Here is a 13,616-nt window from a genome sequence, read left to right on the forward strand (position 1 = left end):
GCTCCTCCTTATGGCCCTTCGGTCCTACAAGAACGTTCAAGGGGTAAAATGCGTGATGCAAAATTATTATATGTGGAGGCAGGCAAAAGCACAAGGGGGAAAGCCGGAAAAAGTGCCGAAATTCAGGACGGCATGCTTGCTCTGTAATCCGGCGGCAGGGTTCAAGCGTTCACAGCGCATACCGAAGCGCCCGGCGCAGCCGTTCCCTCGCCCGGCGCAGTGTACGCGATACGGTGGAAGGGTCTACCCCCGCCTCCTCCGCAATCTCCCTCATGCTCAGTCCATCGTCAAAATACCGGGACAGGAACAGGCTTTGGCGGGGCGTCAGCTCCCGCTGCCGGGCAAGTCGAAGCTGGCGGCGGAGACGGGCAAGCTGATCGCTGTTGTCCTCTTCGTTTTCACGCAGCCAAACTGTCATGTCCCCGAGCCACTCACTGGCCCGGGCTGAGTAGGAGTCAGAAGCAGTACTTCTCATTTTTGTGATACCCCCTGTCGTAATAGCGGGCGGTCACCACCGCCAGCTCCCGCGCCTCCCGCAGCAGTGGCTCCAGCTCCACAATCCGCCGGTTCAGTCGGCGGATTTCCTCCGGGTCAGTTCGGCGCTCTCTCTCCTCCCGCAGCTCACCGATACGCTGCCGCAGCATCTGGGCGCTGGTCCGATATGTAAAAGACAGCTCCATCAGCATCATTAAATTCCCTCCTCCTCTCCTCGCACACGGCGAAACGGTTCCAGCTCGGCCCTGGCAAAATCCGGCAGGCACACAGCGCAGATTATCCCTCCATTGACCTGCCAATAGGACTCTCCCGAACAGATTTCTCCGCCGCACTCGTCGCAGCGTAGCACACCTCGTGTCCCGTGCAGCAATTTTCTCAAAAAAATCACACTCCCGTTAAAAATGAGGTTGACAAATTCCCCGGTGTCTGTTAATATAATTTTTGCTGTTGGATGCGCTGGTGTAGCTCAGCCGGTAGAGCAGCTGATTTGTAATCAGCAGGTCGGGGGTTCGAATCCGTCCACCAGCTCCAAGTGAATATGGGGGAATTCCAGAGCGGTCAAATGGGGCAGACTGTAAATCTGTTGTCTACGACTTCGATGGTTCGAATCCATCTTCCCCCACCATGGTCGCCGCAAGCGTTTTCGCTTGCGGCGATTTTTTGAAGCTGCACGGACAAATTCCCGAACGAATTTTTTCGCTTGGGATTTTTTTGCGTTCTTTTGACGTTCTTACTGTGTTATTCTGATCCATATCACAAAAATTCTGGGAACAAGCAAAGAATATCACAAGAATAATCATTTGTCAAGGCTGTTTTAACAAGTTTCTTGTTTTACAAAATTGACAAAACCAAGAAAGTACGATAGGATATGAAAAAGTACGTCGAACTTTGTCGAATAAACTGTGGGGAGGCGCAGCGAATGAGTTTTGGAGAGCGGCTGCGGGAGCGGAGAGAGCAGCTGAATATGTCCCGCCGGGAGCTGGCGGAGGCGTTGGGCGTTTCGGTTTCGGCCATAGGTAACTATGAGACGGGAATCAGCGCCCCGAAGGAAGAGGTGCTTCTGCGCCTGTTTGACAGCTTAAAGGTAGACCCCAACACGCTATACCGTGACCATTTTCGGGGCGGCAAAAGTGTGCAGACCCATGATGAGAGGGAACTTTTGGATCAGTACCGGAGTCTCTCCGCCGTAGGGCGGGACACGGTCCGATCCGTAATGAACGCGCTGTGCGCCTACCGGGATGAGCTGGAGCAGGCCCGCCCTCTGGCAGAAGAGCGGCGCATTCCTCTCTATTACAGCCCCGCCGCCGCCGGATTTGCCGCGCCGGTGTTCGGAGAGGACTTTGACTATATTCCGGTGGAGGGGGACGTTCCTCCTTCCGCGGAGTTCGCTGTGCGCATCCAGGGTGACTCGATGGCCCCGTGGATCGCCGACGGTTCGATGGTATATGTGAACCGAGATCCTCTGCAAGCCGGAGATATCGGTATTTTCTGCGTGGACGGAGGTATGCTGTGCAAGCAGTATTATCGAGACCCGCTGGGAACGGTATATCTTTTCTCCCTGAACCGGGCGCGGTCGGACGCGGATGTGCTGTTGACCGCCGACAGCGGGCAGATGCTGGTTTCATTTGGCCGCGTTATGATGCATGGACTGCCTCTGCCCGGCAGGAGCAAAAAATAAGCGGTCCCTATGGGGCCTTCTCAAAATAAAAATAATCCGAACCTTTCTCCGATTGGAGAAAGGTTCGGATTATTTTGGCTTTGTATCAGTGTTCATAACATAAAATCGGGAAGGCGCATAAAATAAAGGCTTTCGGCATCAGACAAACAAATATTACATAAAATTACTTACTTTTGCATCGTTGCACATTTAGCTGTCGGCGCCAAGCAACTCGCAGATTTTAAGCATTGTTTTCTGATTACGGGAGGTCAGCGAAACGTCAAGTTTTGATAACGAGGTCGCCAACTTTGAATCTCGTATACTATGATAACAAAGCAGATAAAGCTCACGTTTTCCCACCGAAAGCTTATCTTCTCCATCGTACGCTGAGCACAATGTCTCTGCTGCGGCAGGGTCGATACAGTCGTTTGCCATGAAAACATATACATGCTCAACTTCCGGAGTTTTCGCTTCTGCTTGCTCTATATCTTCTTTTGAAAACGGCAATGCCGACATTATTGCGGATATTTCCTCGCCGGAGCGCAAAATGACATGACTCGGGAAAGCAAACCGCTTTTCGAAGGCATGGGAAATAACATCCGGCAGTAAAGATTTGTCTTCATCAGATTTGAAAATTACGTTTCCGCTTTGGATATATGTTGTCACATCGCGAAAGCCACAATCATGAAAGAGTTGATTTAAGTCGGCCATTTTCACCTTGCTTTTCCCGCCAACATTAATTCCACGGAAAAAGGCGACATATTTCGAAAGACTTTTTTCGTGCATTTTAAGCTCCTTCGGATTAGTCAGATTTGTTTTCTTCAATTGTAACACACGCGGAACCGAATTCAACAAAAAATCGTTTCTAAAGAAAGATTTCTCACTTCCTTTAGAAACGATTTTGGTGCCGGTGGCCGGACTCGAACCGGCACGCTGTCGCCAGCGGTGGATTTTGAGTCCACTACGTCTACCAATTCCATCACACCGGCAGGTGCAACGGAAGTATTATACTATGCCGCCTTCAAAATTTCAAGGGTTTTTTGCGCTTTTCCACGAAGAACTCGCAAGTTCGTCTCGTCACAGCGCCACGGTGAGGGCCGCCCGGCGCAGATCGAAGGGGTGCTTTTCCAGCTGCTGCCTCGCCTGATCCATTCGGGCCAGTGCCGGCAGATTTTCACCAGCTGGTCTGTGTGCTGGACTTCCGACTGGATATAGTTCATCCAGCGGATTTCCCCAATCTCTTTCACCAGCGCCTCGCTGTTGGCAGAGATTATCGCCAGAGGGGTTTTCAACTCGCGGCTGGCATCCCACACGAATTGCTTTTGCTTGTCAAAGGACTCCTGCACCGGCTTGGCCATCCGGCGAATCAGCAGCACCGCTCCAACGCTCGGCAGCAAACAGGCCGCAAGGCCCACCGGACCTGAAAGTACTAAAAGCTGTCGGGCGCTCTCCGTTTCAAGCTGACTGTCCAGTACGACAAGAAGTTTCCCGTAGGGCCTTTGACGCATCATAAAAAATTGATTGTCCAATCGGCCTGAATCTATCCCCAGTACCAGGATCTCTGTTACGCTTTGGGCAATTTGCTGATCTGAATACAGCATTTGCTTGAAAAAAGCGAAAGGCAGCGAAAAAAGCACCGAGGGAACGGCTTAAAGCCGTCTCCTTGGTGCTTTTAAAAATTTCACGAAGTGATCAGATAAGAGCCCTTGGGTATGTTCTCCGCTGCGTGCAGTACGGACACAAATTCCGTGGTTTTGCTGACGGCGGCAAGGTTCGCTTCCGCCTGGCTTAAGGTTTCATACGTTCCCTCTGTCGGGGCATACACCCGGTCCACAAGGGGAGCGATACCCACCAGAGACTGCCCAGAAGCGCCGTTTGCATTGTTATTGGAGGCAATTAGATCTGACGGCAGCAACACGGAGAGCTTCACATTATACTTCGCCAGCGCCGTTTTCATCTGCATCAGGAAGGCGTCCAGCTCTTCCTTCAGACTGTCCGGCTGACCCGTCGCCGCCGCGCCATAATCAATTTTATTCAGCTTTCCAACTGTGGGATAGCTGACGTCCGTCAGAAGAATCTCATTAAAGCCCGCCGCCGCACAACCGGTGGCCAGATCAATCAGATACTGCCGCGCGGCCGGTTTTCCAGGGTCCAGCCAGCGGTCATTGTTGCCGTCGTAAAAGACATAGCCTCCGGTATTTTTTAGACCCATACCCTCCAGATCCCCGCTGGAGGCAATGGAATCCCGGAAGCAGGCGATTTTGGCAATTGTATAAAAGGTGTCGTCTTTCAGCATGGCATCCACCGCCGCGCCGGTACCCGCCGCAGTTTTGACCGCCTCGGCCGGGGCAGACGCATTGTCCATATAGACGGAGCCGTCCGCGTCTTTCACGGTGTACACCACGGCGTTGTATGTTCCTTCGTCGGAAATGGCGATACTCCAGTCTGCCTTCCAATCGCTCAACGGGCCCACGGATAACTCAGCCGCATGGATGAACTGCCGCTCCGGCTCCTGAATGGTCAGATTCGCGTTGCCGGAACCATCGGCCGGGGCACTGCCGGAATCATCCGGCTTTTGCTCCGAAAACTGAGACAGATCCAGACGGGGATGGCCGGAATCGTCGTAGACCACATACTTTTGAAGACGAATGACCGCCAGGGCCCCTATAATCACCAGCAGCAGCAACACTGCCAACACGATTTTCCACTTGAAACCTTTCCCGTGGTAAGTACTGTATCCTCTTGGCCCTGCCATAGCGTTCCTCCTCCGAAGCTTTCTCTGCTCAGCCCTCGATGGCGTCCATCAGGGCCACACGGCGAGCGTGACGTCCGCCTTCGAAGTCGGTATTCAAAAAAACTTTCACCATTTCCGCAGCCAGCTTTGGACCTGTAAAACCCGCGCCCAGGGCCAGCATATTGGCGTTGTTGTGCTGGCGGCAGAGCTGAGCTTCCAGCGTGTCCGCGCAGTGAGCACAGCGAATGCCCTTGATCTTGTTGGCGGAAATGGAGATGCCGATGCCGGTGGTGCAGACAACGATGCCCATTTCACACTCACCGGAGGCCACGGCCCGTGCCGCTGCCTCGCCAAAGACGGGATAGTCGCAGCTCTCCGCGGAAAAGCAGCCGCAGTCCTTGCACGTATAGCCATCTTGCTCCAACTGCTGCTTGATTTTTTCCTTCAGCTCAAATCCGCCATGGTCGCTCCCCAACGCGATTTTCATAATAAAACCCTCGCCTTCATCGGTTTTGTAGCATCGTTCTTCATTGCGTCGCAAAAAAATATAGATGATCCGTTTTGCCCGGACACGCCGGATGGTACAAAGCATTCCTCATCCGGCTTTCATCTTACTCTCATTTCTCGCAATTTGCAAGGTCTCCTCTATAGCGTGTGCCAAATGGGTTTTTGTTTTTCGAACGTGCAGAAACGGCTAAAGCCGCACTCGCGCAGCAGTGTCTGCCCCTCCCGAATGCCCTTGCCCACATCCTCGGGGCGGTGGGCATCGCTGCCCAAGGTGATGATCTCCCCGCCGAGGCTGTGATATAACTTCAGCCATCTTGCGCCGGGGAGAGGCTGGACGCCCCGGCTGGTATTCACCTCAATGCCGCAGCCGTTTTCGATCAGCGTCCGCAGGATGGTATCCATTTCCGCGCCATAGCCGTCCATGCTGACACGAAAGCCCCGCTTATCGTTCATATACCGCAGCGGCAGCGTCATATGGCCCAGCACGGAGAATTTTCCCCACCGCGCCATTTTCAGCATTGTCTCCAGATAATCCTCCACCTCGGCATAGCAGGTCTCCTCATCAGGCTCCTGAATCCACGCCAGGTCCTGATGGTCAAACTTTTGAGACAGCATGTGGACGGAGCCGATGATGAAGTCAAACTCCGGCATTCCCCCCAGCAGTCGCTCCACAAGAGCGGCGTCAAACGGCGTATCACCCAGCTCCAGCCCCAGCCGGAGCTTCACCGGACCGTTCCAGCGGGCGGTGACGTCGGCGTATTCCACCGTCTGCGCCGACCAGTCAAAGGCCTTTCGGGGAATGGTGGTGCGGGGCTCTGTCGGCTCAAAGTGATCGGTGAAACAGATTTCATTCAGCCCCGCGGCCGCTGCGGCGGAGGCCATCTCCAGCATGGAGGCGTGCCCGTCGGGAGAGACGCGGGAGTGGGTATGGTAATCAGCAAGATACATGGAAGGTCTCACTTCTTGAACTTTTTAAAGAACTTTTTGCGGTCCTCGTAGTTGTTGTCTCCAACGGTTTCCGCAAATTTCATGAGGACCTCTTTTTGAGCCTTGTTCAGGTTCCTGGGCGTTTCGATGTAAACGGTGACATACTGGTCGCCCCGTCCCCGGCCGTTCAGCGTCGGAATTCCCTTGCCCTTCAGGCGGAAGGTGGTTCCGGTTTGGGTTCCCTCCGGCAGGGTGTATTTCACCTTTCCGTCAATGGTGGGAATCTCCAGCTCCGCGCCAAGAACCGCCTGGACAAAGGTAATCGGCGCCTCGCACAAAACGCTGTTGCCCTCCCGACGGAACAGATCGTGAGGCTTTACCGTGATGGTTATGAGCAGGTCGCCGGATGGACCGCCGTTTCTGCCCGCATGGCCCTGACCCCGAATGGATATGGTCTGGCCGTCGTCAATACCTGCGGGAATCTTTGTCTCGATGGTGTGGCGGCGGCGGATCATGCCGGTGCCATAGCAGTCCTTGCAGGGCTGATGAATAATTCGGCCCTTGCCGCCGCAGCGGGAACAGGGGCCGGTGGACGCAAAGACGCCCAGCGGCGTCTGCTTACGTACCTGCACCGTACCGGTTCCGTGGCAGTCAGGGCAGATTTCAGGGGTGGTTCCCGGCTCGCAGCCGCTGCCCTTACAGGTCTCGCAGACTTCATACCGGTCCACCGTCACCGCTTTTTCACAACCGAAGGCCGCCTCCTCAAAGGTGATGGCCACGGACTGGCGGATGCTCTCACCCCGTTGGGGTGCGTTGGGATTGGTCCGGCGCTGGGACCCGAAGCCGCTTCCGCCGAAGAAGCTGCCGAAAATATCGCCCAGATCGCCAAAGTCAAAGCCGTCGGCCCCGCCATAGCCCCCTGCGCCGAAGTTGGGGTCCACGCCGGCATGGCCGTATTGGTCATACCGGGCTTTTTTGCTCGAGTCGGACAAAATCTCGTAGGCCTCATTGATCTCCTTGAACCTGGCTTCCGCCGCCGTGTCTCCGGGGTTCAGATCCGGATGGTTCACCTTGGCAAGCTTACGGTATGCCTTTTTTATCGCATCTTCGGACGCGTCCCGGGAAATGCCCAGGACCTCATAGTAGTCGCGTTTTTGTTCTGCCATATCGTTATCGCAAAGTCCGCCTGATTTTATTTCCCGCCAAAACGGAAAATAGAACCCGCTTCCTTACTCCTCCTCTCCGCCCCGAACCTGCCGCATTGCGCTTCGGACCGGGTAATAACGGGGTATGCGGAGCCACCGTGAGGGAGGCTCCGCATTCCATTTGTTGTTACTTGTTTCCGTCCTTCTTGTCCTCATCGTCTACGACTTTATAATCCGCGTCGTAATACTGGCTCTGTCCGCCGGGATTTCCGCCGGGCTGACCGCCCATGTCGGGACCCGCGCCGGGCTGGCCCTGCTGGGGACCTGCCTGCTGATAGAGCTTTTCGCTGACTGCATAGAACGCCTGCGTCAGCTCCTCGGTGGCGGATTTGATGGCGGCGGTATCGGTGCCCTTCAGGGCCTCCTTCAGCTTGTCGATCCCGGCCTGGACCTTGGACTTGTCGTCGGCGGGAATTTTGTCGCCCATCTCGCCCAACGTCTTTTCGGACTGGTAGACCATCTGGTCGGCCTGATTGCGGGTTTCCACCTCTTCCTTCATCTTCGCGTCCTGAGAGGCATACTGCTCCGCTTCCTTCACGGCCCGCTCAATGTCACCCTTGCTCATGTTGGTGGAGGAGGTAATGGTGATGTGCTGCTCCTTGCCGGTGCCTAGGTCCTTGGCGGAGACATTCACGATGCCGTTGGCGTCGATATCAAAGGTGACCTCAATCTGGGGTACGCCGCGGCGGGCCGGGGCAATGCCGTCCAGATGGAAACGACCCAGAGACTTGTTGGCGGCGGCCATCTCCCGCTCGCCCTGGAGGACGTTGACCTCCACGGAGGTCTGGTTGTCCGCGGCGGTGGAGAACACCTGGCTCTTCTTCACGGGGATGGTGGTGTTGCGGTCGATCAGCTTGGTGAATACGCCGCCCATGGTCTCAATGCCAAGAGACAGCGGGGTTACGTCAAGCAGCAGCAGACCCTTCACATCGCCGGTGAGAACGCCCGCCTGCAGCGCCGCGCCCATGGCCACGCACTCGTCGGGGTTGATGCCCTTAAAGGGCTCGCTTCCGGTGAAACTCTTCACAGCGTCCTGCACGGCGGGAATTCGGCTGGAGCCGCCCACCAGCAAAACCTTGTGCAGGTCGGAGGGCTTCAGGCCCGCGTCGGACATGGCCTGACGCACGGGGCCCATGGTGGCATCCACCAGGTGGCTCGTCAGCTCGTTGAACTTGGCCCGGGTAAGAGTCACGTCCAGATGCTTGGGGCCGTTGGCGTCGGCGGTGATATAGGGCAGGTTGATGTTGGAGGTGGTGACGCCGGAAAGCTCAATCTTGGCCTTTTCAGCGGACTCCTTCAGCCGCTGCATGGCGACCTTGTCGCCGCTGAGGTCCACGCCGTCGGTGCGTTTAAACTCGCTCACCAGATACTTCATGATGCACTCGTCGAAGTCGTCGCCGCCCAGGCGGTTGTTGCCCGCAGTGGCCAAAACCTCGATCACGCCGTCGTCAATCTCCAGAATGGAGACGTCGAAGGTGCCGCCGCCCAGATCGTAGACCATGATCTTCTGGGACTGCTCCTTATCCACGCCGTAGGCCAGAGCCGCGGCGGTAGGCTCGTTAATGATACGCTTGACGTCCAGGCCCGCAATCTTGCCCGCATCCTTGGTAGCCTGACGCTGGGCATCGGTGAAATAGGCGGGGACGGTGATGACGGCCTCGGTGACAGGGCTGCCCAGATAGGCTTCCGCGTCGGATTTCAGCTTTTGCAGAATCATGGCGCTGATCTCCTGAGGGGTATAGGCCTTGCCGTCGATGGTAACCTTGTGATCGCTGCCCATCTCGCGCTTGATGGAGGAGATGGTGCGGTCGGGGTTGGTAATGGCCTGGCGCTTCGCAACCTGTCCCACCATACGCTCACCGGTCTTGGAAAATGCCACGACGGACGGGGTGGTACGGTTACCCTCGGCGTTGGCAATGACGACAGCTTCGCCGCCTTCCATGACCGCAACGCAGGAGTTGGTAGTACCCAAATCGATGCCGATTACTTTAGACATAATAAAAACCTCCTATTGAAACATAAAGTTATATTGTAAACAAATTCAGTTCGCTACGCGGACAGTAGCAAAACGGAGCACCTTGTCTCCCATCACGAAGCCCGCCTGATACACATCGGCCACCACGTTTTCTCCGAGATTCTCGTCGTCCACGTGCATGACGGCATTGTGCCGGTTGGGGTCAAAGGGCTGACCCAAAGCCTCCATCTCGGTAACACCCAGCTTGTTCAGGACCTCTCTGTACTGGTTGAAGATCATCTCAAGGCCCTTTTTGTGAGGAGAATCCTCATCACCTTCAGTCTTCATGGCCCGCTCCAGATTGTCATATACAGCCAGGAAGGGTGTCACGGTGTCCGCCTTAGCGTCCTGATAAATGGATTCCTTCTCCTTGGTGGTGCGTTTGCGGTAGTTGTCATATTCGGCGGTAAGCCGGGTAAACTGGTCGGTGACGGCGGTCAGCTGCTTGGCGGCCAGTTCCGCGGCCTCCATCTGCTCCCGGGTCAGAGTATAGGTCTTTTCTCTCTTTTTAGATTCCTTTCGGGCTTTTTCGTCCTTCTTGGGTTCGGCCTCCTTGGCCTCCGTCTGCTCAGTCTCGGAGGCGGATGCCTGAGTCGTTTCCTGCTCCGGCGGCTGGCCGGTTGGTTCTTTCTTTTCCTCGCTCACGTCTTTTGGTCCTCCTTTTTGGAAGGTAAATCTTTCTTTCCGAACATCCGCGCCATGCCCTCTGCAAAATAGCTCAGCCGCGCGGTAACGGATGCATAATCCATACGGGTGGGGCCGACCACGCCGATCAATCCCCGCATATTGTCTCCAATATCATAGCTTGCAACCACCACGCTGGTATCCAGCAAGGCTTTGCTGATATTTTCCGGCCCAATCAGGATCTTCATGGAGGTGTTTTCGTCTGGGGTGGGCAAATCCGCGCCTTCGTCGCTGAGATAACTCATCAGCTGGTGGGCCTTGTCGGCGTCTCGGAACTCCGGAATCTTCAAAAGCTGACTGGCTCCCACGGTCTGGACCTCCCGTCGCCCCGCCTCGTCCAGTACGTCCGTGGCATAGGTCACGGTCTGGCTCAGCAGCAGAAACATCTGAGGTGAGAGCTGGTCCGTCATGTGCAGCAGCCGTTCGCTCATCTCATCGGCGGAGCAGTTGGTGAAATGGGTGTTCAGCAGGTTCACAAGCGTGGGTATCTGGTCTGAGTCCAGTTTCAACTGGAGCTGGAGAAGTTGGCTCTTCACCCGGTTGTCACCCATCATCATAACAACGATAAAGCTCTTGTCATCCACCGGAAGAAAATCAAAGTGCCGGGCAAAAAACTTTTTTCTCCCGGCGGTAGCGGTGTATACGGGATAGCCCGCCAGCGCGCTGACCACTTTCCCCGCCTGAGAAACCACCCGATCCAGTTCCTCCATTTTTAAATGGAGCGCGGTGTTCAGCGTTTCCGTCTCGGCCACACTGAGCTTCTGGCGTTCCATCAACTCGTTGACATACATCCGGTACCCCATCGGAGAGGGCACCCGTCCGGCGGAGGTGTGGGGCTGCTCCAGATATCCCTGTTCCACCAGATCTGCCAGTTCGTTTCGGATCGTTGCGGAGCTGACCGTACCCCCCATCTGGGCGGCAATGGCCTTGGAGCCGACCGGTTCGGCGGTAAATATATAATCCTCCACCACTGCCTTCAGTATTTGCTTTTTTCGGTCTGTTAAGTCCATGATTCACTCCTTACCAGAACGATAAAATAGAGATTAGCACTCGTTATCCCTGAGTGCTAAAGCGAGTTTACCACCACGCAAAACGAATGTCAATGGATGGATATAAACAAATTGTAAATAAAGGTTTATACATACAAATTTTTATAGATTAACATTTTTTGCTTATTCTCAAGAAGCCGCTTTTTATGAGTAAAAGGAAAGGGTCGGCCAAAATCGAAAGATTTAGGCCGACCCTTTTGTATGATAGAGTTTACGCGTTGGGAGCCGAATTAGCCTCCGCAGCAGCCTTGGCCTTTTCGGCCTGAGCCTTCTTGATCGCTTTATATTTTTCCTTCTCCTCAGCGGTGGCCTTGGGAAGAATCGCATCCCGGGGGCAGACCTTGGTGCACATCTTGCAGTTGATGCACTTGGCATAGTCGATAACAGCCAGATTGTCGATCACATGGATGGCGTCCTTCTTGCATTCCTTCTCGCACAGGCCACAGCCAATGCAGGAGCTTGCACATACGCTCATGGCAATTTTGCCCTTATCCTTGTTGTTGCAGGCCACATGGACCTTCTTTGCCGCAGGAGTGGACACAATCAGCTTGCGGGGACAGGCTGCCGCGCAGGCCATGCAGTTGGTGCACTTCTCGGGGTCCACAACCGCGCAGCCGTTGGAGCCAATGGACATGGCGCCGAATTTGCAGGCGGTCACGCAGGAGCCGAAGCCAAGGCATCCAAAGGAGCAGTCCAGAGGACCGGCCGCCACCTTGGTGGCGGAAATGCAGTCCTGCACGCCCCGGTACTCAAAGCGCTTCTTGGCGTTGGTGCCACCGTTACAGCGGACGAACGCCACCTGCTTTTCGCTGCTGCCCGCAGCCACGCCCATGATTTTGGCGATTTCTGCGGCATTCTCCGCGCCGGCAGGGGCACAGGCATTAGCAGGCGCGCTGCCCGACACGATGGCGGCGGCGCAGGCGGCGCAGCCGGCAAAGCCGCAGCCACCGCAGTTGGCGCCGGCCAGATGGCTCAGAACCTCTTCCTCACGGGGGTCCTTTTTTACCTCAAAAATTTTGGAGGCGACGGCCAGAATCAGACCGAACACGCCGCCCATGATGCCAAGCACCAGGATGGCAATGATAATGTTATTCATAGTTGTTCGCTCCTCCTTCTGCTCAGCCCCAGACCGACAGGCCCGAGAAGCCCATGAAGGACAGAGCCATCAGACCCGCGGTGACCAGGGCGATGGGAAAGCCTTCAAAGCACTTGGGACAGTCGGCAAAGACGTTGCGCTCACGGACACTGGCAAACAGCACGATTGCCAGCAGAAAGCCGAGGCCGCCGGTAATACCGTAAACCACAGACTCAATGAAATTAAAGTTGCTCTGAATGTTCAGCAGAGCCACGCCCAGAACGGCGCAGTTGGTGGTGATCAGAGGCAGATAGATGCCCAATGCCGTATACAGGGACGGCATGGATTTTTGCAGGAACATCTCGATGAACTGCACCAGTGCGGCGATGACGAGAATGAACACCACGGTCTGCATGTACAGAAGGTCAAACTTCACCAAAATGTACTCGTTGACAATCCATGTGATGGCAGAGGCCAGGCCCATGACGAACGTCACGGCGACGCCCATACCCACAGCGGTATCCAGCTTCTTGGAAACACCAAGGAAGGGGCAGCAGCCGAGGAACTGTGAGAAGATGAAGTTATTGACCAGAATCGCGCCCAGCGCGATGGACATAAGGCTCGTAATATTACTCATTACTTGCTCTCCTCCTTCTTTTGGGGTCTGGCGAGAGCCCACTGCATGGCGGCAATCAGGCAGGCAAGGCACAGGAAGCCGCCCACAGGCAGCGTCAGAATCTTGATGCCGAACTGCTCCGGGATGAGGCGGATGCCGTCGCCGCCATTGAGTATGCCGCCGCCGAAGGTACCGGAGCCCAGCAGCTCACGGACGACGCACATGATGAGCAGAACCACCGTGTAGCCGAAGCCCTGACAGATGCCGTCCACCGCAGAGGCCGCGATGCCGTTCTTATAAGAGAACGCCTCGGCGCGGCCAAGAATGATGCAGTTGACGACGATCAGGGGCAGGAACACGCCCAGAGAGGCGGACAGCGCGGGAACGAATGCCTGCAGCAGCAAATCCACGCAGGTCACGAAGCACGCGATGACCACGATGAACATGGCGATACGAATCTTGTCGGGGACAATCTTGCGGATCGCTGCGATGATAATATTGGACAGCGTCAGAATGATGAGAACCGCGACACCCATGCCCAGGCCGTTGAAAAATGAGGTGGTGATTGCCATGGTGGAGCACATGCCCAGCAGCTGCACCAGCACGGGGTTGTTGGTAATCAGACCTTCTTTAAACTGTTTTCCGAAGTTCAT

16 protein-coding genes and 3 tRNA genes are annotated in these 13,616 nt (G+C 55.5%); 3 read left to right on the forward strand and 16 right to left on the reverse strand.

The features are described from left to right. Positions 1-169 precede the first annotated feature (169 nt). From ABWQ15_RS06805 to ABWQ15_RS06815, 3 genes are read right to left on the reverse strand one after another with little or no spacing between them, the layout of a single operon-like run. Positions 170-475 carry a sigma-70 family RNA polymerase sigma factor gene (locus tag ABWQ15_RS06805; RefSeq protein WP_353908007.1) on the reverse strand — a complete coding sequence of 102 codons (306 nt, stop codon included), beginning with the start codon at positions 473-475 and terminating at the stop codon, positions 170-172. Beyond that, positions 456-689 carry a hypothetical protein gene (locus tag ABWQ15_RS06810; RefSeq protein ID WP_353908008.1) on the reverse strand — a complete coding sequence of 78 codons (234 nt, stop codon included), beginning with the start codon at positions 687-689 and terminating at the stop codon, positions 456-458. The genes ABWQ15_RS06805 and ABWQ15_RS06810 overlap by 20 nt, the downstream gene beginning before the upstream one ends. Beyond that, entirely contained in the window at positions 689-874 is a 186-nt protein-coding gene (locus ABWQ15_RS06815; RefSeq protein WP_353908009.1) for a hypothetical protein, read from the reverse strand. Before ABWQ15_RS06815 ends, ABWQ15_RS06810 begins: the two co-directional genes overlap by 1 nt. Positions 875-950: 76 nt before the next feature. Here ABWQ15_RS06815 and ABWQ15_RS06820 point away from each other — a divergent pair. From ABWQ15_RS06820 to ABWQ15_RS06830, 3 genes are all read left to right on the forward strand, one after another. After that, positions 951-1,026 (forward strand) — tRNA-Thr (locus ABWQ15_RS06820). 9 nt (positions 1,027-1,035) lie between these two features. Then, positions 1,036-1,120, forward strand: a tRNA-Tyr gene (locus ABWQ15_RS06825). Between the two features lie 294 nt (positions 1,121-1,414). Then, a complete protein-coding gene (locus ABWQ15_RS06830; protein ID WP_353908010.1) occupies positions 1,415-2,173 on the forward strand; it encodes an XRE family transcriptional regulator in 759 nt (252 codons plus the stop codon). Positions 2,174-2,362: 189 nt separating this feature from the next. Here the strand turns inward: ABWQ15_RS06830 and ABWQ15_RS06835 are convergent, their stop codons facing one another. From ABWQ15_RS06835 to rsxE, 13 genes are all read right to left on the reverse strand, one after another. Then, positions 2,363-2,938, reverse strand: a complete 576-nt coding sequence (locus ABWQ15_RS06835) for a DUF1697 domain-containing protein (RefSeq protein WP_353908011.1) — start codon at positions 2,936-2,938, stop codon at positions 2,363-2,365. Between the two features lie 116 nt (positions 2,939-3,054). Beyond that, positions 3,055-3,141, reverse strand: a tRNA-Leu gene (locus ABWQ15_RS06840). A gap of 21 nt (positions 3,142-3,162) precedes the next feature. Next, positions 3,163-3,663 carry an ATP-binding protein gene (locus tag ABWQ15_RS06845; protein ID WP_353908012.1) on the reverse strand — a complete coding sequence of 167 codons (501 nt, stop codon included), beginning with the start codon at positions 3,661-3,663 and terminating at the stop codon, positions 3,163-3,165. Positions 3,664-3,833: 170 nt separating this feature from the next. After that, positions 3,834-4,907 (reverse strand): putative glycoside hydrolase, encoded by a 1,074-nt coding sequence (locus ABWQ15_RS06850; RefSeq protein ID WP_353908013.1) that lies wholly within the window; start codon positions 4,905-4,907, stop codon positions 3,834-3,836. A 28-nt stretch (positions 4,908-4,935) separates the two neighbouring features. Further along, entirely contained in the window at positions 4,936-5,373 is a 438-nt protein-coding gene (gene rpiB, locus ABWQ15_RS06855) for a ribose 5-phosphate isomerase B (protein ID WP_353908014.1), read from the reverse strand. Positions 5,374-5,531: 158 nt separating this feature from the next. After that, the gene (locus tag ABWQ15_RS06860; RefSeq protein WP_353908015.1) at positions 5,532-6,341 is read right to left on the reverse strand and encodes a histidinol-phosphatase HisJ family protein; all 810 of its coding nucleotides are present in this window, start codon (positions 6,339-6,341) and stop codon (positions 5,532-5,534) included. A gap of 8 nt (positions 6,342-6,349) precedes the next feature. Beyond that, positions 6,350-7,486 (reverse strand): molecular chaperone DnaJ, encoded by a 1,137-nt coding sequence (dnaJ, locus tag ABWQ15_RS06865; RefSeq protein ID WP_353908016.1) that lies wholly within the window; start codon positions 7,484-7,486, stop codon positions 6,350-6,352. A gap of 166 nt (positions 7,487-7,652) precedes the next feature. After that, complete coding sequence (gene dnaK / locus ABWQ15_RS06870) at positions 7,653-9,521, reverse strand: molecular chaperone DnaK (protein ID WP_353908017.1); 1,869 nt, start codon at positions 9,519-9,521, stop codon at positions 7,653-7,655. Positions 9,522-9,566: 45 nt separating this feature from the next. Beyond that, the gene (locus ABWQ15_RS06875) at positions 9,567-10,184 is read right to left on the reverse strand and encodes a nucleotide exchange factor GrpE (protein ID WP_353908018.1); all 618 of its coding nucleotides are present in this window, start codon (positions 10,182-10,184) and stop codon (positions 9,567-9,569) included. Continuing rightward, positions 10,181-11,233, reverse strand: coding sequence for a heat-inducible transcriptional repressor HrcA (hrcA, locus tag ABWQ15_RS06880; protein WP_353908019.1), 1,053 nt, complete (start codon positions 11,231-11,233; stop codon positions 10,181-10,183). The genes ABWQ15_RS06875 and hrcA overlap by 4 nt, the downstream gene beginning before the upstream one ends. 250 nt (positions 11,234-11,483) lie before the next feature. After that, positions 11,484-12,368: an RnfABCDGE type electron transport complex subunit B gene (locus ABWQ15_RS06885; RefSeq protein WP_353908020.1), complete on the reverse strand. Its 885-nt coding sequence runs from the start codon at positions 12,366-12,368 to the stop codon at positions 11,484-11,486. A 22-nt stretch (positions 12,369-12,390) separates the two neighbouring features. Next, positions 12,391-12,984, reverse strand: coding sequence for an electron transport complex subunit RsxA (gene rsxA / locus ABWQ15_RS06890; RefSeq protein ID WP_502919111.1), 594 nt, complete (start codon positions 12,982-12,984; stop codon positions 12,391-12,393). Next, a complete protein-coding gene (gene rsxE, locus ABWQ15_RS06895; RefSeq protein ID WP_353908021.1) occupies positions 12,984-13,616 on the reverse strand; it encodes an electron transport complex subunit RsxE in 633 nt (210 codons plus the stop codon). Before rsxE ends, rsxA begins: the two co-directional genes overlap by 1 nt.

It is taken from the genome of Oscillibacter sp. (assembly GCF_040505565.1).
Classification (GTDB): domain Bacteria; phylum Bacillota; class Clostridia; order Oscillospirales; family Oscillospiraceae; genus Oscillibacter.